Source organism: Microbispora sp. CA-135349 (assembly GCF_050947365.1).
In the GTDB taxonomy this organism is placed as follows: domain Bacteria; phylum Actinomycetota; class Actinomycetes; order Streptosporangiales; family Streptosporangiaceae; genus Microbispora.
Genome location: NZ_CP192001.1, coordinates 1,017,777 through 1,040,929, shown reverse-complemented (window position 1 = coordinate 1,040,929; position 23,153 = coordinate 1,017,777). Strand labels below are relative to the sequence as shown.

At 70.0% G+C, this 23,153-nt stretch carries 23 protein-coding genes; 10 read left to right on the top strand and 13 right to left on the bottom strand.

The features are described 5' to 3' along the window. Positions 1-3 precede the first annotated feature (3 nt). Complete coding sequence (locus ACQPZZ_RS05185; protein WP_432929461.1) at positions 4-948, top strand: acyltransferase domain-containing protein; 945 nt, start codon at positions 4-6, stop codon at positions 946-948. Positions 949-1,038: 90 nt separating this feature from the next. On the opposite strand, the gene ACQPZZ_RS05180 is transcribed toward ACQPZZ_RS05185, so the two are convergent. The 5 genes from ACQPZZ_RS05180 to ACQPZZ_RS05160 all read right to left on the bottom strand — a co-directional run bounded on the left by ACQPZZ_RS05180 (position 1,039) and on the right by ACQPZZ_RS05160 (position 5,955). Beyond that, positions 1,039-1,473 (bottom strand): SRPBCC family protein, encoded by a 435-nt coding sequence (locus ACQPZZ_RS05180; RefSeq protein ID WP_432929459.1) that lies wholly within the window; start codon positions 1,471-1,473, stop codon positions 1,039-1,041. 738 nt (positions 1,474-2,211) lie between these two features. Then, entirely contained in the window at positions 2,212-3,402 is a 1,191-nt protein-coding gene (locus tag ACQPZZ_RS05175; protein ID WP_432934286.1) for an ABC transporter permease, read from the bottom strand. A 5-nt stretch (positions 3,403-3,407) separates the two neighbouring features. Then, positions 3,408-4,157 (bottom strand): ABC transporter ATP-binding protein, encoded by a 750-nt coding sequence (locus tag ACQPZZ_RS05170; protein WP_432929457.1) that lies wholly within the window; start codon positions 4,155-4,157, stop codon positions 3,408-3,410. Continuing rightward, positions 4,154-5,305 carry an efflux RND transporter periplasmic adaptor subunit gene (locus ACQPZZ_RS05165; protein ID WP_432929455.1) on the bottom strand — a complete coding sequence of 384 codons (1,152 nt, stop codon included), beginning with the start codon at positions 5,303-5,305 and terminating at the stop codon, positions 4,154-4,156. The genes ACQPZZ_RS05170 and ACQPZZ_RS05165 overlap by 4 nt, the downstream gene beginning before the upstream one ends. After that, positions 5,302-5,955, bottom strand: coding sequence for a hypothetical protein (locus ACQPZZ_RS05160; protein WP_432929453.1), 654 nt, complete (start codon positions 5,953-5,955; stop codon positions 5,302-5,304). The genes ACQPZZ_RS05165 and ACQPZZ_RS05160 overlap by 4 nt, the downstream gene beginning before the upstream one ends. A gap of 192 nt (positions 5,956-6,147) precedes the next feature. On the opposite strand from ACQPZZ_RS05160, the gene ACQPZZ_RS05155 reads away from it, so the two are divergent. The 4 genes from ACQPZZ_RS05155 (at position 6,148) to ACQPZZ_RS05140 (ending at position 9,450) form a co-directional block, all read left to right on the top strand. Further along, the gene (locus ACQPZZ_RS05155) at positions 6,148-6,813 is read left to right on the top strand and encodes a response regulator transcription factor (protein ID WP_363642033.1); all 666 of its coding nucleotides are present in this window, start codon (positions 6,148-6,150) and stop codon (positions 6,811-6,813) included. Beyond that, the gene (locus tag ACQPZZ_RS05150) at positions 6,810-8,063 is read left to right on the top strand and encodes a sensor histidine kinase (RefSeq protein WP_432929451.1); all 1,254 of its coding nucleotides are present in this window, start codon (positions 6,810-6,812) and stop codon (positions 8,061-8,063) included. The genes ACQPZZ_RS05155 and ACQPZZ_RS05150 overlap by 4 nt, the downstream gene beginning before the upstream one ends. After that, positions 8,060-8,461: a hypothetical protein gene (locus tag ACQPZZ_RS05145; protein ID WP_432929449.1), complete on the top strand. Its 402-nt coding sequence runs from the start codon at positions 8,060-8,062 to the stop codon at positions 8,459-8,461. Before ACQPZZ_RS05150 ends, ACQPZZ_RS05145 begins: the two co-directional genes overlap by 4 nt. A 98-nt stretch (positions 8,462-8,559) precedes the next feature. After that, complete coding sequence (locus ACQPZZ_RS05140) at positions 8,560-9,450, top strand: hypothetical protein (RefSeq protein ID WP_432929447.1); 891 nt, start codon at positions 8,560-8,562, stop codon at positions 9,448-9,450. Positions 9,451-9,502: 52 nt separating this feature from the next. Here the strand turns inward: ACQPZZ_RS05140 and ACQPZZ_RS05135 are convergent, their stop codons facing one another. The 3 genes from ACQPZZ_RS05135 to ACQPZZ_RS05125 all read right to left on the bottom strand — a co-directional run bounded on the left by ACQPZZ_RS05135 (position 9,503) and on the right by ACQPZZ_RS05125 (position 11,380). After that, the gene (locus tag ACQPZZ_RS05135) at positions 9,503-10,495 is read right to left on the bottom strand and encodes a hypothetical protein (RefSeq protein ID WP_432929446.1); all 993 of its coding nucleotides are present in this window, start codon (positions 10,493-10,495) and stop codon (positions 9,503-9,505) included. Between the two features lie 229 nt (positions 10,496-10,724). Further along, positions 10,725-10,901, bottom strand: a complete 177-nt coding sequence (locus ACQPZZ_RS05130; protein ID WP_432929444.1) for a VOC family protein — start codon at positions 10,899-10,901, stop codon at positions 10,725-10,727. A gap of 17 nt (positions 10,902-10,918) precedes the next feature. Continuing rightward, positions 10,919-11,380, bottom strand: a complete 462-nt coding sequence (locus ACQPZZ_RS05125) for a hypothetical protein (RefSeq protein ID WP_432929442.1) — start codon at positions 11,378-11,380, stop codon at positions 10,919-10,921. Between the two features lie 237 nt (positions 11,381-11,617). Between ACQPZZ_RS05125 and ACQPZZ_RS05120 the strand changes: the two genes are divergently transcribed. Then, positions 11,618-12,010, top strand: a complete 393-nt coding sequence (locus tag ACQPZZ_RS05120) for a hypothetical protein (protein WP_432929440.1) — start codon at positions 11,618-11,620, stop codon at positions 12,008-12,010. Between the two features lie 70 nt (positions 12,011-12,080). Here the strand turns inward: ACQPZZ_RS05120 and cpt are convergent, their stop codons facing one another. After that, the gene (cpt, locus tag ACQPZZ_RS05115; RefSeq protein WP_432929438.1) at positions 12,081-12,638 is read right to left on the bottom strand and encodes a chloramphenicol phosphotransferase CPT; all 558 of its coding nucleotides are present in this window, start codon (positions 12,636-12,638) and stop codon (positions 12,081-12,083) included. Positions 12,639-12,757: 119 nt separating this feature from the next. On the opposite strand from cpt, the gene ACQPZZ_RS05110 reads away from it, so the two are divergent. Further along, positions 12,758-15,868, top strand: coding sequence for an ATP-binding protein (locus ACQPZZ_RS05110; RefSeq protein WP_432929436.1), 3,111 nt, complete (start codon positions 12,758-12,760; stop codon positions 15,866-15,868). A gap of 34 nt (positions 15,869-15,902) precedes the next feature. Here ACQPZZ_RS05110 and ACQPZZ_RS05105 read toward each other — a convergent pair whose 3' ends face one another. The 3 genes from ACQPZZ_RS05105 to ACQPZZ_RS05095 all read right to left on the bottom strand — a co-directional run bounded on the left by ACQPZZ_RS05105 (position 15,903) and on the right by ACQPZZ_RS05095 (position 18,553). Further along, positions 15,903-16,751 (bottom strand): ABC transporter permease, encoded by an 849-nt coding sequence (locus ACQPZZ_RS05105; RefSeq protein ID WP_432929434.1) that lies wholly within the window; start codon positions 16,749-16,751, stop codon positions 15,903-15,905. Beyond that, complete coding sequence (locus tag ACQPZZ_RS05100) at positions 16,748-17,731, bottom strand: ATP-binding cassette domain-containing protein (RefSeq protein ID WP_432929432.1); 984 nt, start codon at positions 17,729-17,731, stop codon at positions 16,748-16,750. The genes ACQPZZ_RS05105 and ACQPZZ_RS05100 overlap by 4 nt, the downstream gene beginning before the upstream one ends. Positions 17,732-17,806: 75 nt before the next feature. Continuing rightward, positions 17,807-18,553, bottom strand: a complete 747-nt coding sequence (locus tag ACQPZZ_RS05095) for an alpha/beta hydrolase (RefSeq protein WP_432929430.1) — start codon at positions 18,551-18,553, stop codon at positions 17,807-17,809. Positions 18,554-18,707: 154 nt separating this feature from the next. Between ACQPZZ_RS05095 and ACQPZZ_RS05090 the strand changes: the two genes are divergently transcribed. Genes ACQPZZ_RS05090 through ACQPZZ_RS05080 form a run of 3 tightly spaced genes read left to right on the top strand, consistent with a single transcriptional unit; the run spans position 18,708 to position 21,342 of the window. Continuing rightward, positions 18,708-19,541, top strand: coding sequence for a lysostaphin resistance A-like protein (locus ACQPZZ_RS05090; protein WP_432929428.1), 834 nt, complete (start codon positions 18,708-18,710; stop codon positions 19,539-19,541). Beyond that, positions 19,538-20,686, top strand: a complete 1,149-nt coding sequence (locus ACQPZZ_RS05085; protein ID WP_432929426.1) for a sensor histidine kinase — start codon at positions 19,538-19,540, stop codon at positions 20,684-20,686. Before ACQPZZ_RS05090 ends, ACQPZZ_RS05085 begins: the two co-directional genes overlap by 4 nt. Further along, positions 20,683-21,342: a response regulator gene (locus tag ACQPZZ_RS05080; RefSeq protein ID WP_432929424.1), complete on the top strand. Its 660-nt coding sequence runs from the start codon at positions 20,683-20,685 to the stop codon at positions 21,340-21,342. Before ACQPZZ_RS05085 ends, ACQPZZ_RS05080 begins: the two co-directional genes overlap by 4 nt. Positions 21,343-21,393: 51 nt before the next feature. Here the strand turns inward: ACQPZZ_RS05080 and ACQPZZ_RS05075 are convergent, their stop codons facing one another. Further along, positions 21,394-23,121, bottom strand: coding sequence for an IlvD/Edd family dehydratase (locus tag ACQPZZ_RS05075; protein ID WP_432929422.1), 1,728 nt, complete (start codon positions 23,119-23,121; stop codon positions 21,394-21,396). Positions 23,122-23,153: the final 32 nt, after the last annotated feature.

The window sequence follows — 23,153 nt, the reverse complement described above, 5'->3', positions numbered from 1 at the left end:
CGCGTGGATCTTGACGACATCGCCGCCCGGCTCGGGGTGCCCGTCGAGGACGTCGATCGCGTGCACCGGCTCGCCGGCGACCTGCCGTCGGCTCCGCTGCCTGCCAAGGCCGACGCGCCCGCGATCCTCGACCGGCTCGCCGTACGGCCGGACGACGCCGCCGAGATCATGGAGGGCTGGCCCGACCCCGACTCTCCACTGTGGACTCCAGAGCTGCGCTGGCTGCTCGACCGCTCGATCGCCCTGGTCCGCGCCGATCTCGGGGGCTATGACTGGCTGCCGCCCGGGCCGGAACTGCCGCGCGAACGGGGCCCCGCCTGGCGGCATCTCTACGTGTACGCGTATTTGGCCTTGGTCGACGTCGTCACGAGGTACCACCGCGCCCACGGAATCGCCGATGCCGTGTCGTGGGCGACCCTCGCGGACCTGGGCCGCAACCTCGCGATCGACCGGCGGATGCACCGCGAGGGCTGGCCGGTCATGCAGAGCTGGCTGACGCTGCACGCGCGCGGCGGCCTTTACGAGCTGGGCCGGCTGCAGCACCAGCGCGGCGACGACGCCATCGGCCTGCACATCCCCGATACGGGGCCGTTGACCCCTGAGGCGGTCGCGGCGTCGCTCGACGAGGCCCGCGCGTTCTTCCCGCGCCACTTTCCCGACGAGCGTTACACGGCGTTCTCCTGCGGCTCGTGGCTGCTCGACCCGCAGCTGCTGGAGTACCTGCCCGAGGGCTCCAACATCGTCCGGTTCCAGCAGAGGTTCGAGTTGGAGCCCTACGAAGAGCCTGAAGGAATTGACGCCGACGTCGAGGTGCTGCGGTTCGTGTTCCGCACCCTGACCACGCCGCTCGACCGGTTACCGCGCCGCACCGTGCTCCAACGCGCGATCGTCGACCACTTGAAGGCCGGCCGCCACTGGCACTGGCGCCGCGGCCGCTTCCCGATCTAGTGCGGTGACCGCACACGTTCAACGGGTCGGGTGATTACGCGACATGAGTAGCTGATCGCCCCCAGCAGCCCTGCAACGGGTGCCTCGGGGTCAAGAAGCACAAAGGCATGCCAATCGGCGAATGTCGGCGCGGATCGACCACCGCAGCAACCATCTCAGCGCCGGCTCAAGCGACTTCTCAGAGGTCACGCGCGGGGTGACGCGCACGTGGAAGGTGAAGCGGCACCGCTCCTCGCCGAGCGACTCGACCAGCCTGCCGCCCTCGGCGTCGATCCCCGAGGTGGTGCGCCAGGCAAACGAACGACCCAGCTCCACCTGGATGACCTCGCCGCCGTTGCGATAGGTCCGACCCGCGAACCGCATCACCTCAGCAGTGGTCGTGCCCACCTGGACGATGCCTTCGGGTCGCGGCGCCATCGTCTTGACGCCCTTCCGCCAGCGTGGATCCTGGCCGTAGTCAGCGACGATCGCCCACACCAGCGTGGCCGGGCAGGCGATTTCCCCGTCCTCTCGAAGCTCGATCATCCGGCAATGCTAGAAGGCTGGTCGAGCGACAACTGAACCCAGTGAACGTTTGCGGTCACCGCACTAGCCACGCCGCTGGGTTCTGCCCCGCCGCATCCTCGTACGCCCGCGCGATCATCACCGTGCGGTCGGCGGCGTCGATTGGCGCCTTCGCTGCCACCATGGCCACTCAGGGGAGGCATACGGGTCCGGCGACGTCCGGGAGAGAAACCGTCTGTCCAACGGCAGAACCAAGGAGTACAGGTAGGGCCTGGCCCATCGCGGCAAGGCCGTGAGGGCTTGTTCCAGCCTCCAGCGTGGGGCCACTCCGCGGCATTCGGGGCATATACACGTCGGTGCGATCCGGTCGGCGGTTCCGGGGGTCACTGCCTGTGTCCACGCGAGCAACGCCTCCGCTACCTCGCCTGGCCGCATTCTGGTGTGTTCAAGCCTGATCACCGCGGCCATGGGACGACGGCCGAGACCAGGGACCTGATGGATCGAGACTCTGTGAGTTCCGCACACCGACCCACGTGCACGAACCCGAGAGGGGCGCCTACGCGGCATAGCCCTTTCTGATCGACGTCATAGTCAGGATGATCGCATCCGCGGGCCCCGTTATTCCACATGCCTCGGCGTGAGACTTCGCGATCGACGCGATCCCGATCATCACGTGATCGCCGGGGATTTCAAGGGCCGGCGGGGATGACCGCGGCCCGGCCCGCGGTCTCGCGGTGCCGGGCTGCGGGTGAGACTGGTTCAGACGGTTCTGAGCGCCTCTGTCGGCTGCATGCGGGCCGCGCGCAGCGCCGGCAGCAATCCGGCGATCGCGCCGATGAGAACAGCCGAGCCGAGGCCGCCTCCCCAAGCGATCGGCGGCACGACCGTGGCCCATCCCTTGATGAGGGCGTAGACAGCGGTGACGGCGACGCCGAGCACGACTCCGGCGATGCCGCCCATGGCGGCCAGCAGGACCGCCTCGGACAGGAACTGCAGGCGGATGTTGCCCCGCGTGGCGCCGAGCGAGCGTCGCAGCCCGATCTCCGAGCGGCGTTCGAGCACGGAGATGACCATGGTGTTGGCCACGCCGATGCCACCGACGAGCAGGGCCACCGCCCCGAGCCCGAGGAACAGTCCGTTCAGCGCGGACTGGGCCACGGCGCGGGCCTCCAGCGCGGCCGAGGGCTGACTGACGACGACCTCGTCCGCGTGCTCCGGGTAGGCGGTGGCGGCCAGCACCTGCTGCACCGCTTTGACCTGATCGGTCTGGGCGCGGATGTATATCTTGGTGGGATGGCCGTCGAAGTGCAGGTATTTCTCGGCGGCCCCGTACCCGACGAGAACCGACTCGTTGATCTCCTGCACGAGGCTCGCCTTGTCGAGTATCCCGGCGATGTAGAACCACTGTCCGCCGATCCACAACCGGGCACCCGGGTGGACCTTCGAGATGCCCAGCCTGCCGGCGGCGGTCCAGCCGAGCACCGCGACCGGCTGGGCGGCGGTCGCGGCGTTCAGGTACCTGCCCTGGGCCACCTTCATCCGCAGCGCGGCGGGCAGGCCGAGGCTCGCGGCGCTGACCGTGAGCGCGTTGGTGTTGATGCTGGGGATGTAGGGCGAGCGGTAGACGCCGGCCGAGGTCTTGCCCGTGCTCTCGACCGAGTCGACCGGTCCGATCCTGGCGATCATCCCGGGCGCCTCGCGGGGGAGCTTCGAGTCCTTCCCCGTCAGAGTCTGGCCTGGGGTGACGGTGAGCAGGTTGGTGCCCAGCTTGTCGATCTCGGCCAGCAGTCCGGCCTGCGACGAGGCGGACAGCCCCAGCACCGCCACCATGGCGGCGACGCCGATGGAGATGCCCAGCGCGGACAGAAGGGCCCGCATCCGCCGGGTACGCAGGCCGACGGCGGCGGTCCTCGCGATGTCGGCCGGGTGCATCCGGGTGGAAGCCGTCATGGTGGTCACAGCAGGGCCTCCTCGTCGGCGGTGACCTGAGCCACGATGTGACCGTCGAGCACCTCGATGCGGCGGTGCAGCCGCGCGGCCAGCGAACGGTCATGGGTGATCATGACGATGGTGGCGCCCTCGCGGTTGAGCTCCCGGAGCAGCTCGAAGATCCCGCCTCCGGAGACGCTGTCGAGGTTGCCTGTGGGCTCGTCCGCCAGCACGATCGCGGGATTGCCGGCCAGGGCCCTGGCGATGGCGACCCGTTGCCGCTCTCCTCCGGAGAGCTGGGACGGGCGGTGGTGAAGGCGGTGGCCCAGGCCGACCCGTTGGAGCGCGGTCTGGGCGGCGGCGAGCCTGGCGCGGTGACGCGCGCCGCTGTACAGCAGCCCGTCGGCGACGTTCTCCAGCGCGGTGGCGTGCTCGGCGAGGAAGAACTGCTGGAACACGAAGCCGATCCGGGTCGCCCTGACCTGAGCCAGCGCGCGGTCGGACATGTGAGCCACGTCCTGTCCCACGATCCTGACCCGTCCCGAGGTCGGGCGGTCGAGCGTGCCCATCACCTGCAGCAGCGTTGACTTGCCCGAGCCCGACGGGCCGACGATGGCCACCAGTTCGCCCCGCCTGATGGTGAAGGTGGCCCTGTCGAGGGCCACGACCGGCGACGCGCCCGGGTAGACCTTGGTCACGTTCTCGAGCTGGATGACCGGCTCGCCCACGTGGTGCCGGTCGCCCGCGGCCGTCGTCCGCGCCTCCTGGCTGGTCATGACGCCGGCACCACCACGTTCTGGCCGACCCGCAGCCCATCGCCGCGCACCTCGACCGTTCCCGCCGCGTCGTCGAACAGGCCCACCTTCACCGGGATCAGACGGCGGGCGCCGTTCGCCTCGACGACCTCCAGCGCGTACCCGCCGCCGGCCAGCGCGAGCAGCGCGTTCACCGGCACCGACAGCACGTCGGCGGCGGTGTCCGTCACGATCGACACCTGGACCGGCGCCTGGTCGAGCCGGCCGGTGTCCTCCGGCTTGGCGGGTTTGATCCGCACCGTGATGGTGGCGCTGTTGTCGCTCTTCTCCACCGCCACCTTCCCGACCGACGACACCACGCCCGGCGTGGTCTTGCCGGTGGGCAGCGTGATGAGCACCCTGTCGCCGGTCGCGACGTCCGACTGCTGGTAGGCGTTCAGCGCGACCGTGACCTCCCGGCGGGTGGAGGAGCCCTCAAGGACCACCGAGCCGGGCATCGCGGGCGTGCCGCGCACCCCGGCGACCTTGGTGACCCTGATCTTCCCGGCCGGCAGGAACAACGCCTGCCCGAGCGGCAGCGTGCCTGTCTGCTTCAGGCCCGTCTTCTTCTGCAGTCTGAGCAGGGCGTAGTAGGTCCGCGCGCCGAAATAGTCGGACTTGGGGCTGAGCTTCTTCTTGTTCGCGTACTTCAGCGCCACAAGCGCGGCGTTGAGCTGCCGCACGTCGGAGCCTTCCATCCCCCACTTCAGCTCCCGGTACGCGGGGGTGACCGTGCCCTTCAGGAAGATCACCGGCTTGTTGTCCAGCCGGTAGAGCGGCTTGCCCTGGCGGATGATGTCGCCCACCTCGGGCAGCCGGGTGATCGTGCCGCTCGCCTTACCGACGATCCGGTATGTGCCGGCGTAGCCGAGCGTGCCGTTCTCCATGGTCCTGGCCGACAACGTGCCCCTGGTCACCTGGGCGAGCCCGGTCGGCGGGGTGTTCCGGATCGTGCCGCCGGCCGCCCGGTGGTCGAACGGCTTGACCACGGCGACCGTCACGCCGGCCGCCGCGACGACGGTGACGACGATGATCGCTGTACGCCACCCCCTTCTCCCGCGAGCCGCGGGCGGAAGGGCGGCGGGGGGACCGGCGTCCAGGGCCTGCCTCGGCATCTCGGTCGTGCTCATGAAGCAGCGCCTCCCTGCGCAGCGGGTCCGCCGGGGCCGGCGGGACCGGGCTGCCTGAGGTTCTGGGGCTGATATATCGCGCAGGCGCTCGATGCCTGCCGGAACTGCGGCGACTGCGGGTCGATGCCGCTGTCCCGCATGAAGGCGAAGCCGCCGTTCTTGTCGGGGTCGGGGAACTTCGGGATGCCGTTCTCACGCATGCACTGGGCGTACTTGAGCTTGTCGGTTGTGGACCAGCCGGCGTTCGGGTCGGCGTCGTTCTTGGCGTCGATCCGCGGGCCGGCGGGAACGTACTGCTTGCACTTCTCCTCGGCCTTCTTGAAATCCGGAGACTGCGGGTCGATGTCACCGCCCTCGGGGAAGGCGATTCCCCCGCCGGGCTTCGGGTCGGGGAAGTTCGGGAGGCCGTTGTGGCGCATGCAGTCGGCGTACGCCACGATGTCTCCCGCCCCCGAGGGCTGGGGAGTGCCATTGCCGCCGCCGCTGTCGCTGACGGAACTGCGGCCGGCCACGGCGCGGGCCTCCGGTTCGCCCGAGCAGGCGGTGGAGAGCAGGGCGACGGCCGCCGTCGCCAGGACGACCGGGACAGCCCGGTAGAGACGCCCATTCAGGTCGTTTCGCCGACCGGCACGGCTGGTTATAAGGGACATTGAATACTCCATAACTCGCGGGATTTCCCAGTAACCCCATTCCTAACGGGTGAGCGGTTTCGACGGGGTTTCGTCAATACGAGTCGAAACCCCGGAGGTCCGTTTGGATGAAACGTTGCGGAAACCGCGACTGGACGATGATGGAGGGACTTGTCAAGGTTGAATCGCCTGACAGGAAACGGGGATGGACGAGTGCGAGTGCTGGTGGTGGAGGACGACGAGGAGATGGCGCAGACCGTGGCCGTCGGCCTCCGGCGCGCGTACATGGCGGTGGACGTCGCGCTCGACGGCCCGTCCGGCCTGGAGCGCGCCTTGTGGCACGACTACGACGTGATCGTGCTGGACCGGGACCTACCGGGGATGCACGGAGACCAGGTGTGCGCCAAGCTGGTCGAAGCGGGCTGCCGGAGCCGGGTGCTCATGCTGACGGCCGCGGCGACGACGGAGGACCTGGTCGACGGCCTCAACCTCGGAGCCGACGACTACCTGCCCAAGCCGTTCGACTTCCCCGCGCTGCTGGCCAGGATCGGGGCGCTGGCACGGCGGTCGCACCCGGCCGTGCCTCCGGTGATCCGCCATGGTGATCTCGTGCTGGACACCGCCAGGCGCACCGTGACCAGGAGCGGCCGGATGCTGGAGCTGGCGCCCAAGGAGTTCGGCGTGCTGGAGCTGCTCCTGGTCTCCAGAGGTCGGGTCGTGTCCGCGGAGGAACTGCTCGAACGCGTCTGGGACGAGGCCGCCGACCCGTTCACCAGCGCCGTCAAGATCACCATCAGCCGGTTGCGTACGAAGCTGGGAGACCCGCCGATCATCCGAACCGCGGCCAAACACGGCTATCACATATCGGAAAGTCCATGAGTGGAGTTTTCGGATTCGCCCGGCGGGTGGCCCTCAGGTACCTGCCGCGCCGCACCGTCCGGCTGCGGCTGACCTTCCTGTACGGCGGCCTGTACCTGATCTCGGGGGCGGCGCTGCTGGCCGTCACCTACATCCTGGTGCACCACGCCGTGTCCGGCCAGGTCGTCTCGGGTCAGACGCTGCTCGCCCCCCACGACGGCGGTGGTCTCCACCCGAGGGACGCGCCGGCGCCGGGGCCGGGCAGCTCCGGGGGAATGGTCATGGAGATGCTTCCGCCTGAGGCGGCGGAGGCGATGGAGCGTCAGCGTTCCAACCTGCTCTACCAGTTGCTCGTCCAGTCGGGGATCGCGCTGGGGATCATGTCGTTGATCTCGCTCGCGCTCGGCTGGATCGTCGCAGGCCGCATCCTGCGCCCACTCCGTACGATCACCGCGGCCGCCCGCGACATCTCGGCGACGAGCCTGAACCGGCGCCTGGCACTCCCGGGCCCGAGCGACGAGCTCAAGGAACTCGGTGACACCATCGACGACCTGCTGAGCCGGCTTGAGGCGAGCTTCCAGGCGCAGCGGCACTTCGTCGCGAACGCCTCGCACGAGCTGCGGACGCCACTGGCCCGGCAGCGAACACTGGGCCAGGTCGCGCTGTCGGATCCCGAGGCGAGCGTGGAGTCCCTGCGCGCGGCGCACGAGCGGATCCTCGTGGCGGGTGCCCAACAGGAGCGGCTGATCGAGGCGCTGCTCACGCTGACCCGCGGCCAGGCAGGCATCGAGGTGCGCCAGCCGTTCGACCTGCGGCAGCTCACACAGGAGGTGGTCGGCTCGCGCACGCAGGAGGCGGCGCTGCGGTCGGTGACGCTGCGGGCGAGGACCGAGCCGGCGACAGCGGCCGGCCACCGGAACCTGGCCGAGCGTCTCATCGTCAATCTCGTCGACAACGCGATCAAGCACAACGTCGAGGACGGCTGGGTGGACGTATCGCTCCGCATGGTGGCCGATCAGGCGGTGCTCACGGTCGCCAACAGCGGGGCGATCGTGCCGCCCGAGGCCGTCGAGCGCCTCTTCCAGCCGTTTCAGCGGTTCGGCACGGCCCGTACGGGCGGGCGACGGGACGGGCTCGGCCTCGGGCTGTCGATCGTGCAGGCCATCGCGGCGGCCCACAAGGCCCGCCTCACCGTGGTGGCGCCACCCGAGGGCGGCCTGGTCACCACGGTCTGCTTCGCCGCGGCGTCGATGCAACAATGCGAATCATGAATTCCGAGGGGGAAGGAAATCGGGGCGTCCCAGGCCTGATCCTGATTACGGTCATCTGGCTGGTCGGCACACCGATCCTGGCCTGCCTGGCCTTTGTCTTACTCATGGGCAGATCGGTTTGGGACAGCACACCAAGCAACCCGTCACTCGCACTGCCGCTGTTCATAGCCATCGCCGCTCTCGGCTTGGGCATGCCTCTGATCGGGTCGTTGGTGGCCTTGGCATGCGGAAGAAGGATTGTCGCCGGTCTTTTCGCAGCGGCCCTGATAACGCTCCTGATCGCCGCGGGAAGTGCCGGACTGCTTCCGGTTGGGCAGATCTTTTCGTTTCACACGTCTCACGAACCGGAGGTCTGCACGGCACCGCCTGAAGCCTCGCAAGGCGTGCCCGGGTGTTAGGTCGTGTCCCGTTCCGCTCGTCCAGAGCGCGGGGCCACTTCGCGGCATTCAGGGTACACAGAGATCAAGGCGGCGCCAGGGCTACCTAGAATCCACGCATGACACGCACCACACCCGCTCCACCCGTCGACGTCACGAAGAAATTCCCGGAGCTGGTCGAATACGCGCGAACCACCGTACGGTTACACCCCCGGCCCGGAACACCGGCCGTCAGGGACAGCCACATCGGCGGCCCGCTCCTATGGCCGGCCGGCGAGGCGTGGCCCACGTGCGACGCCCCGATTCTCGACGTCGCCGGGAATCTCAATCAGTGGCGTCCGGATTCCCCCATACCTCTGGTCGGGGTAGCCCAGTTCTTCAAGCGAGACATCCCCGAGATCCCCTTTCCCGAGGACAAAGATCTCCTTCAACTGCTTTGGTGCCCGAACGAGCACCAGCAACACGACATCTCGGGCCCGGCCATCCAGCTCATCTGGCGGCGTACGGCCGACCTCATCGATGTCGCGACCGGACCCATCGGCCTGGACATGCCAGCCATCGCCGAGAAGGACTATCTCCCCCGGCCCTGCGTTCTGCACCCCGAACGGGTCACCGAATATCCCTACTCGGAGGAACTTCCCGAGGATATCGAGGCGGCTGTCGACGAATGGGATGAGGAGACCGAGGGCCACTATCAGTCCCTGCTCTCCATAGCTCCCGGATGCAAGATCGGCGGATGGGAGTCCTGGCACCTCACCGACATGTACGAATTGCCGTGCCCCGTCTGCGGGACCGAAACCGAACCGCTGCTGAAACTCGCCAGCTCCGAATGGGACGGCGGCAGCGGCCCACGGTGGCAGCCCTGCGAAGAACGCCACCTCGTCTCCGGCGAACCCGAATACCGGGACGCCCACGAGCCCACCGCACTGAATCTCGGCCGATGGGGCGATCTGACCATCTTTGTCTGCCCGATGTCCTCCGAACACGGCTTCCGCATGACCATCCAGTGAAAGACCGCTGCGGCCGAGCCGTAGGGCCAGGACCCGACGGCAGACGTGGCGATCAGGTCGCGGCCAGCGGTGCGCCGATCTGGATGTCGAGATACGCCACCAGATCATCGCCGTCGACGGCACCCCGGCGCGCGTCGATGATCACGACCGTCCCGGCCACGATGCCGGCGAAGCCGGTGCCGGATCGCCGGGACTGTTCGATGCGCTCCGTGACCGGGCCGCGAACCGCCTCGGTGAGAAAGGTGAGGCCATGCGGGAACTCCTCGCTGAGCAGGTGGCGTTGCCGCCCCGACTCGATCAGGCTGCCGATGCCGAACTGGGCCGAGACGATCTGATCACCACGGAGTGAGACGCGGAAGTAGCCGTTCGACCGGGTGCGGTCGCAGCTCTGCTGAGGTGGATAGAAACAGTCGTACCCACCGGCCAGAAGATCGTCGACAGCCGAGCTCATCGTGGTCGCGTAGTGCTCGGAGCCGAACGGCCAGCGCCGCACGGAGGTGCCTCGGGCGGTGACGACAAGTCCGTTGTGCGCGTCGTAGCCGTAGTCCGCGTGCGTGTCCCGCCACCTTGTCCGGGGGATGTCGTCGGTCCGCCGCGTCGTACGGGCCTGGAAGTCGTCGATCTCCCGCCGCACACGATCACCGGCGTCGGGCCAGATCGCGGTCAGCGCCGGCGCCGCGGCCTCGGCGACCTGATCGTCCTCGTGATCCGCCTGGGTGGACGGGAACCACGCCCAGGCGAGCCGGTCGTCGCGGTCGAGCAGGAACTGCGCCACCTGCGACTGGACCGCTTCCGCCTCGTCGCGGCGACCGATCCGGCACCACACGGCGCGGCCGTCCGCGTTGGCCCGGACCCGCGCGCAGAACCAACCTGCCTGCCGCAACGGCCGGGTGAGATCCCCTGCCGCGCCGTCGGCCGGGGCCGGCTCGGCCTGCGAGTTCTCACCCGCCGCGTCATGCTCGTACACACCGGCGGGCGGCAGCGACGGCGGTTCGTCCGATTCGGTGCAGCCCGTCAGCGCGAGCGAACCGAGGCACATGACCATCACGACGATGACACGCGCTCGACGAATCGGCCGATGTCGGTATGCGGGCGCACCAGAAGACACGGAGGCCATAGAAGCCGCTACCTCCTGGGTCGGCAACTTCGGGCCGGCTCAAAGATCCCCGGTCTTCACAGGCGCTCTTCGTCCCAGCCGGCGCGATCTCGCCGCGGTCCGCCGCGCGTACGAGACCAGATCGTCCAGGCTGTCGGCCGCTAGCTCGGCGCCGGCGTCAGACCAGGCAGAACTCGTTTCCCTCCGGGTCGGCCATCACCACGTGATCGGGCCTTCCCCGCAGGTCGTCCTGACGAATCACTGTCGCGCCCGCGGCGGTCAAAGCGAGTGCCCAGAACCTCGCCAGCTTCGCCGGCTGCCCGCAGTCGATCGTCAGACTCCATCTGGCCTCCACGGACTCTCCTCTGTTTCTCAGGTCCAAAATTGAATCTTGTACAGCTCGACCTGGGCGACCGCTGCGGGAAAGCCGGCTTCCCGCTCCGTCTGAAGAATCTTGGTGACCACCCGTACGGACCAGGTCGTATCGGCTTGCCCCAGATCGAACTCCACATCGTGCGGATAGCAGGCCGCCCAGGCTTCGACGCCGACCAGTCCGGATTCGAGTCTGAGCCGGCCGGTCCACAGTTCTTCCCAGGTGCCCATTGGTGGAGGCCCGTCCCACCGCTCCAACCGGCCATGAACCGTATAGGACTCGTAGGGGTGTGCCGTCTGGATGATGAGCCCGTCGTGACCAGCGGCGACCCTGCCGCCTGGCGGTTCCATCCGCCCATCGGCCGCCGAACCTGTCATGGCGCCGTCAACGACGCCGGCCACAGCGAAGAGTCCGTGTTCGGGCCGCACCGCGTCCGTGACCGCACGGAGGATACCGCTCATCGTTCTGCCTTTCTCGACGAACTCCGTGGGTCCCATACGGTAGAAGAGCGCACCGACAGAACGAGATGCCCGCTCTACCGATGCTGATCCTCCTTTCGCTGATTCAGGTGTTCAGCCGGAACCTGTGGAGCAACCGTGTCTCATCCCCCCTTCGACCCGCCGGGGCACCCACCCATCGACAACCCGGCCCGTTCTGTCCCGGCTACCTTCCACCGGCCCAAGAACGTGAATGCCACAATGCGCAGGCTGACCGATCGGGGGCTCGCCGATTTGAAGAAGCTGGCTCCGCATGCAACCGGCACAGTGGTCGCCTTCTACGGCGACCCGAGGGCCAAGGATATGGTCATGATTCTCGGCGTGTCGGCTCCCGTCTCCGACCCGGGCGCCACGAGCAAGGGATTCGCCGCCGGTATGGGCACGAAAGTCGGCCGCATGAAGCGGGTTCAGCCGGGACCGCTCGGTGGCGTCGCGCAATGTGGTGATGCCACGTTCGTCGCGAACGTCACGAGCGGCGTGTGCACCTGGGCCGACGGCGACACCAGGGGCATGATCGTCACGTACTACGAGTCCGGCGACCGGGCCGCGAGGGATTTCGTGAAGATGCGGAATGAGATCGAGCGGCGCGGCTGACCCGCCGGGAGTCGCCGGTGGAGTGACCGGAGAAGCGGCCGGGTCGCGGCATGCCCACGCCGCTCACCGTCTAGTGCGGTGACCGTTCACCCGGCTGCCGTACGTGGCGAGCGATGATCTGCGCACACGCCAGGGACTCGGTGCGCGTGGTATCCACTTCCAGGTCGTAAATCACACCTTCGTGAACCACCTTCGCCTGTGTCACGGCCATTCCCGGGGTTCGGTCTCCCCGAGCCCTCTCGCGCTCGGCGGCGATCGCGCCGTCACATCTGACGCCGACCCACAGGACGTTCACTCCGCCGAGGAAACGCTGCCAGCGTTGCTGGGACGCCGATCCACCCAGGAAGACGTCATCGACGATGACCCCGGCTCCGGCGCGCGCCATCGCGGCGATTCCCTGCATCCACGCCGCCTGCAGCGCGTCGAACTCCGGCCCGACAGTCACACCGCCGTCGGGGGCGAACTCGACTCCCGCGTCCGACCCCTGCATCGACCGGGGCATCGCCTCGATGAGTGAGTCGACCCCGAAGGCGAGCCACGGCTGTGGCAGGACAGCCTGCAGGTGCCGGACGATCGTGGACTTGCCCGCACTGGATCCACCGTTGAGCACGATCATCTGAGTCGTCACGGCGTATACGGTAGAGGGTCGGGTTCCACAACGAGAACCCATTTCCGGCCGACGCTTCCCTATGCGGACGCCGAAGGTGAGAACGGGGCAGGTGGCTCGGCGAAGCCTAGACTTGCGCCATGCCGATTCACCTGAGCCTGCTCGACGGCGTGCGGTGGCGGGGGCGGCCGGTGGTCGGCGAGAGGGCTCAGGCGCTGCTCGCGGCCCTCGCGCTCGCCCGCCGGGCCGTGAACGCGGACCGGCTCGTCGCGGAGGTGTGGGGGGACGGCATACCGGCCAACCCGGCCAAGGCGCTGCAGGTCCTGGTGTCCAGGACCAGGTCGGCCGTCGGCCCGGAGGCGCTGGTCACTGAAGGGGGCGGCTACCGGCTCGAGGTCGCGCCCGACCGGGTCGACGCCGACCGGCTGCACGCTCTGGCGGACCGGGCACGGGCGCTGCTCGACGAGAACCCCGCCGCGGCGGCCGCGGCGGCGGAGGAGGCCCTCGCGCTGGGCGTCGGGGCCCTGCCGCCCGAGGGCGGCGGCCCGCTGGCAGAGGTGCGCCGGCGCGCGGGACGCGACCTGGCGTCCGCGCGGGTCGTGCTCGCCCGGGCCCGGAGCCGCAGCGGTGACCACGGCCCCGCCCTGCCCGAGCTCGAGGAGGCCGTGCGCGTCCGTCCCGAGGACGAAGGGCTGCTCGCCGACCTCCTGCACAGCGAGGCGGCGGTGCGCGGAACGGGCGCCGCGCTGGACCGCTTCGAGCGCTACCGGTCGGGCCTGCGCGACCGGGTCGGCGCCGACGTCGGCCCGGAGCTGCGGCGGGTGCATCGTGAGCTGCTGGCGCTCGACAACCCCGTGCGCGTGGGTGTCCGGTTCGACGCGACGCCGCTGCTCGGCCGCGACGATGACCTGCGGCGGGTACGGGCCCTGCTCGCCACCTCCCGGGTGGTCTCGATCCTCGGTCCTGGCGGGCTCGGCAAGACCCGGCTCGCCCATGCCGTGGCCCGCGAGGCCCCGCAGCCGGTGGTGCACTTCGTCGAGCTGGTCGGCGTGACCGCGTCCGAAGACCTGGTCGGCGAGGTCGGGTCGGCGCTCGGCGTCCGCGACTCGGTGACCGGACGCCGCACGCTCACCCCGCAGCAGCGCGCCGACGTCCGGGCCCGGATCGCCCAGCAGCTCGATCTGGCCCCGGCGCTGCTGGTGCTCGACAACTGCGAGCATCTGGTGGAGGCGGTCGCCGACCTGGTCGCCTATCTGGCCGCGACCACACGGGAGCTGCGCGTCCTCACCACGACCCGCTCGCCGCTGGCGATCGCCGCCGAACGCGTCTATCCGCTGCCCCAGCTGGGAACCGGCGACGCCGTCGAGCTGTTCCGCGACCGCGCGACCGCGGCCCGGCCCGGTGTGCACCTCGACGAGGACGACGTACGCGCCCTCGTGGCCCGCTTGGACGGCCTGCCGCTCGCCATCGAACTGGCCGCCGCGAAGGTGCGGGTGATGTCACCGGCCGAGATCGCCCGGCGGCTGGAGGACAGGTTCGCGCTGCTGCGCGGCGGCGACCGGAGCGCCCCCTCCCGGCACCAGACGCTGCTGGGCGTGATCGACTGGTCCTGGAACCTTCTGGGCGAGCGGGAGCGCCGGGCCCTGCGGCGCCTGTCGGCCTTCCCGGACGGTTTCGCCCTCGACGCCGCGGAGGAGGTGCTCGGCGACGACGCTCTCGGCGACGTCGAGGAGCTCGTGGAGCAGTCCCTGCTCACCGTTGTGGAGACGGGGGGCGGCGTCCGGTACCGCATGCTCGAGACGGTGCGCGAGTTCGGCCGGGTGCGGCTGGACGCGGCCGGCGAGACCGACGAGGCGCGGGCCGCCGTACGCGCGTGGGCCGTCGGGTACGCCGGCCGGCACGGCGCCCGGCTGTACTCGCCGGAGCAGGTCGACGCGATGGACCGGTTTCGTGCCGAGGAGACGAACCTCGCCGACATCCTGCGCGAGGCCATCGCCGACCCCGACCCCGAAGCGGTCGTGGTGCTGTTCTCCGCTCTGGGCGGCTACTGGACGATCTGCGGAGACCACCCGCGCAGCATCGTTCTCACCCCCGCCGTCGCCGCCGCCCTGGACGGCTGGACGCCGCCGCCCCGGCTCCACGACCGGACCCGGGCGGCCCTGAGCATCGCACTGTTCAACACCATGATCGTCCCTATGGACGAGTCGGGGACGTTGGCGCGGATGCTGTCCGGGCTGGGCGCCGACACGGCGAACCCCGACGTCCGTGCGACGGTGACCGCCCTGCTCGCCTCGGTGTCGGATCCCGAGCACGGCCTGGACAAGCTGACCGCCGATCCCGACCCGAAGATACGCCGGATCGCGCTGCACTGGCTGAGTCACGGCCGGGAGAACGCCGGCGACCCGGTCGGCGCGGTCGAGGCGGCCCGAGCCGCCCTCGAACTCGTCGGCGACGACGGCGGCCCCTGGCACCGAGCGGTGCTGCACACCCAGCTGGCCGGCCTGTACGCGCAGCTCGGCGACTCCGCGGCGGCCTCCCGGCATGCCGTCGAGGCACTCCCGGTGCTCGAACGCCTCGGGGCGGTGGACGACGCCGTCCAGATCCGTGCCACCTGGGCCATGACGGCGCTCGCCCAGGGGCGCCGCGACGAGGCCGCACGGATGCTCGAGGACCTGGAGGCGCTCGCCCCCGAGGGCACCTACGGCGAGGTCATGTCGGTCGCGGCCGGCAGAGCCCAGCTGGCCCTCGTCGACGGCGACATCGCCGAGGGACTGCGGCGGCACCGCGAGACCGCGGAGGCGCTCCGGACCCTGCGCGTCCCCGGCGCGCCGGACGGTTTCACACCGTGGGCCATCCTGGGCGAGGTCATCGCGCTCTCGGCGTTCGCACAGTACGGCGAGGGCGACGACGGCGCGGACCTCTTCGAGTCGGTGCGGGCCAAGGTCCGGATCGCGTTCACGCCGGACCGCACGTTCCCTGACTTTCCGGTGATGGGGATGGTGCTCGCCGGGCTGGGCATCTGGGGCCTGCGGAAGGGGGCGCTGCCCGCCGAGGAGGCGGTGCGGCTGCTCGTGCTCGCCGACCGCTTCGCCTACAACCGCTTCGTCCCGACGTTGCAGTGGTCGGTGCTGTCCGCGGACGCCGAGCGGATCGCCCCCGGCGTCATGTCCCGGATCGAGGCCGAGTACGGCGAACGACGCGGCCCCGACCTGCTGGCCGAGGCCCGTACCGTCCTGAGACGGCTGTCCTGAAACTGCCGTCCTGGCACCGCTGACCTGGCACCCGCTACATCTTGCGCGAGTACGAGCGGACCGCCAGCGGAGCGAAGACCGCGACGACGGCCGCGCAGCCGATCACCGCCCAGCCCACCTCGGCCGTCACGGCCCCGTCGTTGAGCAGGTCGCGCACCGCGGAGACGACGTGTGACACCGGGTTGACCTTCACGAACGCCTCCAGCCAGCCGGGCAGCGTCTCGGCGGGAACGAAGGCGTTGGACAGGAAGGTGAGCGGGAACATGATCATCATCGAGATGCCCTGGACGCTCTGCGCCGAACGCGCCATCGTGCCCAGCCAGGTGAAGATCCACGCCAGCGACCAGCCCGCGATCACGGTGAGCGCGACACCGCCGACGACGCCGAGCACGCCGCCGCCGGGACGGTAACCGATGAGCAGGCCGGTGACGACCGTCAGCACCGACGCGATGCCATAACGGATCAGGTCGGCGATCATCGGGCCGGCCAGAGGGGCGATCCTCGCGATCGGCAGGGACTTGAAGCGGTCGAAGACCCCCTTGTCCATGTCCTCACGCAGCTGCACGCCCGTCGCCATGCAGACGGTCAGGGCCGTCTGGGCGAGGATGCCGGGAATCAGCACCGGAAGGTAGTCCGACACGCTGCCGGAGATCGCGCCGCCGAAGATGAACGCGAACATCGCCGTGAACAGCAGGGGCTGGATGAGCACGTCGAAGAACTGCTCGGGCTTGCGGCGCATCTTCTTCAGCGCTCGCCATGCCATCGCCAGGATCTGGACCCAGGTCTCCTGGAGCGAGCTGCGGGACGTGGTGCGGGCGACCACGGCGGACGGGTCGACGCGCCGGGGGCCGCGGGTGGCCGGGGTCAGGGTGCCTGTGGTCATCGGGCCGCCTCCATCTGGGGCTTCGTCTGGGATTCGTCGTCGGCGCCGTGGCCGGTCAGCGCCAGGAAGACCTCGTCCAGCGTCGGCTTGGCGACGCTCATCGAGGAGATGCCGAGGCCTGCTTGTCTCAGGCCGATCAGGACGTCCGCGGCCCGGTCGGGGTCGGGAAGGGGGATGTTCATGCGTCCCGACTCCGGAGTCAGGACCGGCTCCTCCCCCAGCAGCCGGCGTACGACGTCCGCGGCCAGGGCGGTGTCGGAGCCCTCCGCGAGGTTGAGCTGCAGCGTCGAGTCGCCGACCTGGGTCTTCAGGGCGTCGGGGGTGTCCTCCGCGACCTTCCGGCCCCGGTCGATCACCGCGATCCGGTCGGCCAGCTGATCGGCCTCGTCCAGGTACTGCGTGGTGAGGAGGATCGTGGAGCCGTCCATGACCAGCTCGCGAATGGTGTCCCACATCTGGCCCCGGGTCCTCGGGTCGAGACCGGTTGTGGGCTCGTCCAGGAAGATCAGGGGTGGGCGGGTGATCAGGCTTGACGCCAGGTCGAGGCGGCGGCGCATGCCACCGCTGAACTGGGACAGGGGACGGTCGGCCGCCTCCTGGAGGTCGAAGCGTTCGAGCAGGTCACCGGCGATCGTCTTGGCCCGGCTGCTCGCGAGACCCTGCAGGCGGGCGAACAGCCAGAGGTTCTCCCGGGCGGTCAGGTCCTCGTCCACGGAGGCGTACTGGCCGGTGACGCCCACCAGTTGCCGGATTCTGTGGGGTTCCCGCCGCACGTCGACGCCGAAGATCTCCGCGTGGCCGCCGTCGATCGGGAGCAGGGTGGCGAGCATCCGGAGCGTGGTGGTCTTTCCCGCTCCGTTGGGGCCCAGGACTCCGAAGATCTCGCCTTGCCGCACGTGAAGGTCGATGCCGTCCACGGCCCGGAAGTCCCCGAAGCTCTTGACCAGACTGTCGGCCCGGACGGCACTGAGGTCCGCCATGACGCGTCTCCTCTCTCCGCCGGGTACCTCCCGGCGTACGAGAAGAGCGTCCGCGATGGCGGCTTCATCGCGGCTTCACGCCGGTTTCACCCCCGATCTGGCGGTTTCACCGGCGGCTCGCGCGAGGATCCCGGCGACACGGCGACCGGCCTCCAGCGCGTGCCCGTCGGTGGCCGGAACACATCGCCCCAGGCCGGGGTCGTACCGCGTCATCACGATGCCCGCGTGATTCGTCTCCAGCTCGTGAAAACGCACGGGCCAGGAATGGTCGCGCAGCACCTCGGCGAACTCACGTGAGTGCTTCACGTCCACCCGTTCGTCATCGGTTCCGTGCAGGAGCCAGAAAGGAACGGGGTCCAGGTCGCCGCGCGCCACCGCTTCACGCGGCACGCTCGCGGAAGTGAGAGTCGGCCGGTCGAAGCCCGTCGCCAGGCACGCCACCGCAGAAGGCCGCCAGCCGTCGGCGGCGGAGACATCCACGGCCACTCCCGACGCCGCCCGCGCCCCCAGCGACCACCCCGCGAGAAGCACGCGGTGTGGATCTCCGCCGAACGCCTCAGCGTGGGCCCGCACGAAGGCGATCGACGCCAGCAGATGAGCGCGTCCCCCGTCCGGGGCGTCAGAGCGCCAGTCGGGCACGAACACCACCACGCCGAGCACCGCGGTGGCCCGCGCCAGCGGCTCCAGGACGGTCCGCTCATCGGGGCCCCTGCCGTGCCAGAGCAACATCACCGGGTCCGACTCCGCGTTCGCGCGGCGGTAGACGTCCACCGATTTGCCCGTCGCCTCGTAAGCGATTCCGCGATCGATACGAAGAGTCACATCACCAATCATGGCGCGGTTGTCCCCCGTGAGAGCTACCCGCGATTGTCCACCGCGCGGTGACGATTCAAAGCCGCGCAATCCCTAACGTTTCTCCACGTAGCCGCGGCGCTCCGGTCGCGGAATCTCCCAGCGGTATTTCCAAGGAGTCGTCATGCGGCTGTTGAAGCAGTTCGTGCCTGTCGCGCTGGTCGCCTTCGCCGGCAGCGCGATCATGGGCGCGGTGCAGGGGAACGCGTTCCTCACCCTGATCCTCGGTGTCGCGACAGCCGTACTCGCGATGGTCGTGTTCCGCTGGGCGGTGCGGTGGTCCGAGCGCCGCGCGCCGGTGGAGGTGGCCGGACAGGGCGCCGTCCCCGCCGTCGGCCGGGGGCTGCTGATCGGCGTCGGGATGTTCGCGGCCGTCATCGTGAACCTCGCTTTCCTGGGCTACTACCGGGTCGACGGCCTCGGCTCGGTGACGGGCGCGGTCGGGCTGCTCGGCTTCATGGCCGCCGCCGCCGTGACGGAGGAGCTGATGTTCCGCGGCGTGCTGTTCCGGTTCGTCGAGCAGTGGGCCGGCACGTGGATCGCACTGGTGCTGACCGGCCTGGTGTTCGGCCTGATGCACCTGGCCAACGAGCACGCCACTCTGTGGGGCGCGATCGCCATCGCGATCGAGGCCGGCGGTATGCTCGCCGCCGCCTACGCCGCCACCCGCACCCTGTGGCTGCCGATCGGCCTGCACTTCGGCTGGAACTTCGCCGCGGCCGGCATCTTCAGCACCGAGGTCTCCGGCAACGGCGCGACGCAGGGGCTGCTGCACAGCGTGACGTCGGGCCCGGCCCTGCTCACCGGTGGCGATTTCGGGCCGGAGGCGAGCCCGTACGCGGTGGTGTTCGGCCTGGCGCTGACGGTCGTGTTCCTGTGGCTGGCCCGCCGGCGCGGCAACCTGGTCCCCATGCGGCGCGGCGCCCGGGCGGACGTGACCGCTACGCTCGCCCAGTGATCGACTTCAGGCGGGCCACCGACCTGTGGCAGCGGTGCGACGTCGTGGTCCGGGACGCGCCGTTCGGGCTGCTGCTGGCCGCCGTGTCGCTGATGCCGGCGCTCTACGGCAAGGGGACGCAGGTCGGGGACATGCCGACCCGCCCCGTCGACGCACTGGCGCTCGTGGTGATCGCTCTGGAGTGCCTTCCGCTCGCCGTGCGCCGCCGGTGGCCGGCCGTGTGCCTGGCTCTGGTGACGCTCGGCTTCGTCCTCGACCAGATCCGCGCCTACCACGTCTTCGCCAGCAACGCGATGTCCGTCGCGCTGATCAGCACGGGCGCCCATCTGGAGCGCCATCGGCGTGCCACCGTGATCCTCCTCTCCATGGCGTACGTGCCGCTGGCGGTCGCGCTCGACCGGCTCGGCGCGACGGAGAAGGTGGAAGGGTACGTGGTGTTCTACCTGACGCTGGTCCTCGCGTGGGGCATCGGGGCCTGGCTGCGCTCCACCCGGGCCGCCGAGACCGAACGCCGCCGCCACATCGCCGAGGCCACCCGCGCCGCCGAACGCACCCGCATCGCCCGCGAGCTCCACGACGTCGTGACCCACCACGTGACGGCCATGGTCGTACAGGCCGAGGCGGCGCGCTACCTGACCGCCGCGCCCGATCGCCTCGACGCGGCCCTGAGCGCCGTCACCGACACCGGCAGGCGGGCCATCGCCGACCTGCGGCACCTGCTCGACCTGCTCAACCCCGACCACTTCGACGTGAAGATGCCGTCCGTCGGTGAACTGCAGACACTGGTGGAGCAGACCCGCCAGGCCGGGCAGCCGGTGGATTTCGCCGAAGAGGGAACGCCGGCGGAATCGGGCGGCAGCGCCGAATTCGTGGCCTATAGGGTCGTGCAGGAGTCCCTGACGAACGCTCTCAAGTACGCCCACGGCAGCCACACCGTGGTCCGCGTGCGCTATGGCAAGGAGATCATCGTGGAGGTCAGCACCGACGGTTCCGGCTCGCGGGCCGGCTCGCCCGGCGGGAGCGGCCGTGGCCTCGCGGGGCTCCGCGAACGGGTGAACGCCCTGGGCGGCGAGTTCACCGCCGACCGGCGGCCGGGCGGCGGCTTCCTCGTGCGGGCGCACATCCCCGCGGGGAGCCCGTCGTGAACGCGCCGATCCGGGTCCTGGTCTGCGACGACCAGGCGCTGATCCGCACCGGCTTCGCCACGATCATCGACGCGCAGCCCGACCTGGAGGTGGTGGGCGAGTGCGGGGACGGTCGCGCCGCGGTCGACCTCGCCCGCCGGCTGAACCCGGACATCGTGGTGATGGACGTGCGCATGCCGGTGCTCGACGGCATCGAGGCGACCCGCCTGCTGGCCGGCGCCGGGGTGGAGCATCCCGTCAAGGTGCTCGTGGTGACGACGTTCAACCTCGACGAGTACGTGTACGAGGCGCTGCGCGCGGGGGCGAGCGGGTTCCTGCTCAAGGACGCCCCACCGGCGCAGCTGCTGCACGGCATCCGCACCGTCGCGTCGGGCGCCGCGCTGCTGGCGCCCGAGGTGACGCGGCAGCTCGTCGGCAGGTACGCGGCCCGCATTCGTCCCGCCGAGGACACACCGGACGACCTCGCGCTGACCCCGCGCGAGCTGGAGGTGCTGCGCCTCATCGCCGACGGCCAGTCCAACAGCGAGATCGCCGCGACGTTGGTGATCAGCCAGGAGACCGTCAAGACGTACGTGTCGCGCATCCTCACCAAGCTCGGCCTGCGCGACCGCGTCCAGGCGGTGGTCTACGCCTACCGCAGGGGCCTGGTGACCTGAGGCCCACCGGCCCGCTCGGAGCGCGCGGGCCGGCCGGGCGACGCCATGAGGTCAGTGCGAGTGGCGCGGCGGGGCGCTGCCGCTGCCACCGGTGAGGAAGTCCAGGTCCGCGCCCCTGTCGGCCTGCAGGACGTGCTCGCTGTACAGACGTACCCAACCCCGGTCGGCGGCCGGTCCCGGGGGCTGCCACGCGGCGCGACGGCGCTCGAGTTCCGCCTCGTCGACCAGCAGGTCCAGACGCCGCGCCGGCACGTCGAGCCGAATCACATCACCGGTACGCACGAGTGCGAGGGGACCGCCCACCGACGCCTCGGGGGCCACGTGCAGGACGCAGGTGCCGTAGCCGGTGCCGCTCATGCGGGCATCGGAGATGCGCACCATGTCGGTGACCCCTTCGGTGAGCAGCCGCCGCGGCATGGGCACGTTGCCCACCTCGGGGAAGCCGGGGTAACCGCGTGGCCCGGCGTTCCGCACCACGATGACGGTGTCGGCGGTGACGTCCAGATCGGGGTCGTCCGCCACGGCGACATAGTCCTCGATCCGGTCGAACACGAGCGCCGTTCCGGTGTGCCGGAGCAGGTCGGGCGAGGCGGCGGAGACCTTCAGCACGGCCCCGGACGGCGCGAGCGACCCGCGCAGCACGACGGTCCCCGACCCGGCGGGCTGGAACGGCTCCTCCATCGTGCCGATGACCTCCCGGTTCCAGCACTGGGCACCACTGACGTTGTCGGCCACGCTCTTCCCGCTGACGGTGACATGGTCCAGGTGCAGCAGGGGGGCGATCTCCTTCATCACCGCCGGGAGCCCGCCCGCGTACGCGAAGTCCTCCATCAGGTATGTGCCGGAGGGCATCAGGTTCACCAGCATGGGCACGTCGGCGGTGAGCGTGTCGAAGTCCTCCAGCGACAGGGGGACGCCGAGGCGCCCGGCGATCGCGAGCAGGTGCACCACGGCGTTGGTGGAGCCGCCGATCGCGGCGTTCACTCGGATGGCGTTCTCGAAGGCCTCCCGGGTGAGCACGGTGGACAGCCGCTGGTCCTCTTCGACCATGGCCACGATCCGGCGCCCGGCGGCGTGCGCGAGCGCGTACCGGCGGGAGTCGACCGCGGGTACGGCGGCGGCCCCCGGCAGCTGAACGCCGAGCGCCTCGGTCACGCAGGCCATCGTGGAGGCGGTCCCCATGGTCATGCAGTGCCCGCGGCTGCGGGACATGCAGACCTCCGCCTCGGCGCAGTCTGCCGCGGTCATCCGGCCGGCGCGCTGCTCCTCGGTGAAACGCCACACGTCGGTGCCCGAGCCGATGTCCCGGCCGCGGAACTTGCCGTTCAGCATCGGGCCGCCGGTGACCATCAACGTGGGCAGGTCGACACTGGCCGCGCCCATGAGCAGCCCGGGCGTGGTCTTGTCGCAGCCGGACAGCAAGACCACCCCGTCGAGCGGGTTGGCCCGGATCAGTTCCTCCGCCTCCATTGCCAGCAGATTGCGGTAGAGCATGGTCGTCGGCCGCATCAACGGCTCCCCCAGGCTCATCGCCGGGAACTCCAGCGGCAGGCCGCCGCTCTCCCACACACCGCGCTTCACCGACTCGGCCAGGTCACGCAGATGGGCGTTGCACGGCGTCAGCTCCGACCACGTCGTGGCGATGCCGATCACCGGCCGGCCGTCGAAGACGTCGTCCGCGAACCCCTGGTTGCGCATCCACGATCGATGGATGAATCCGTTGCGGCCCTCCGCGCCGAACCACTCCTGACTGCGCAGCGGGCGATTCGTCATCGACATCGGCACACCTCTCATTTCGATTGACTGCTGGA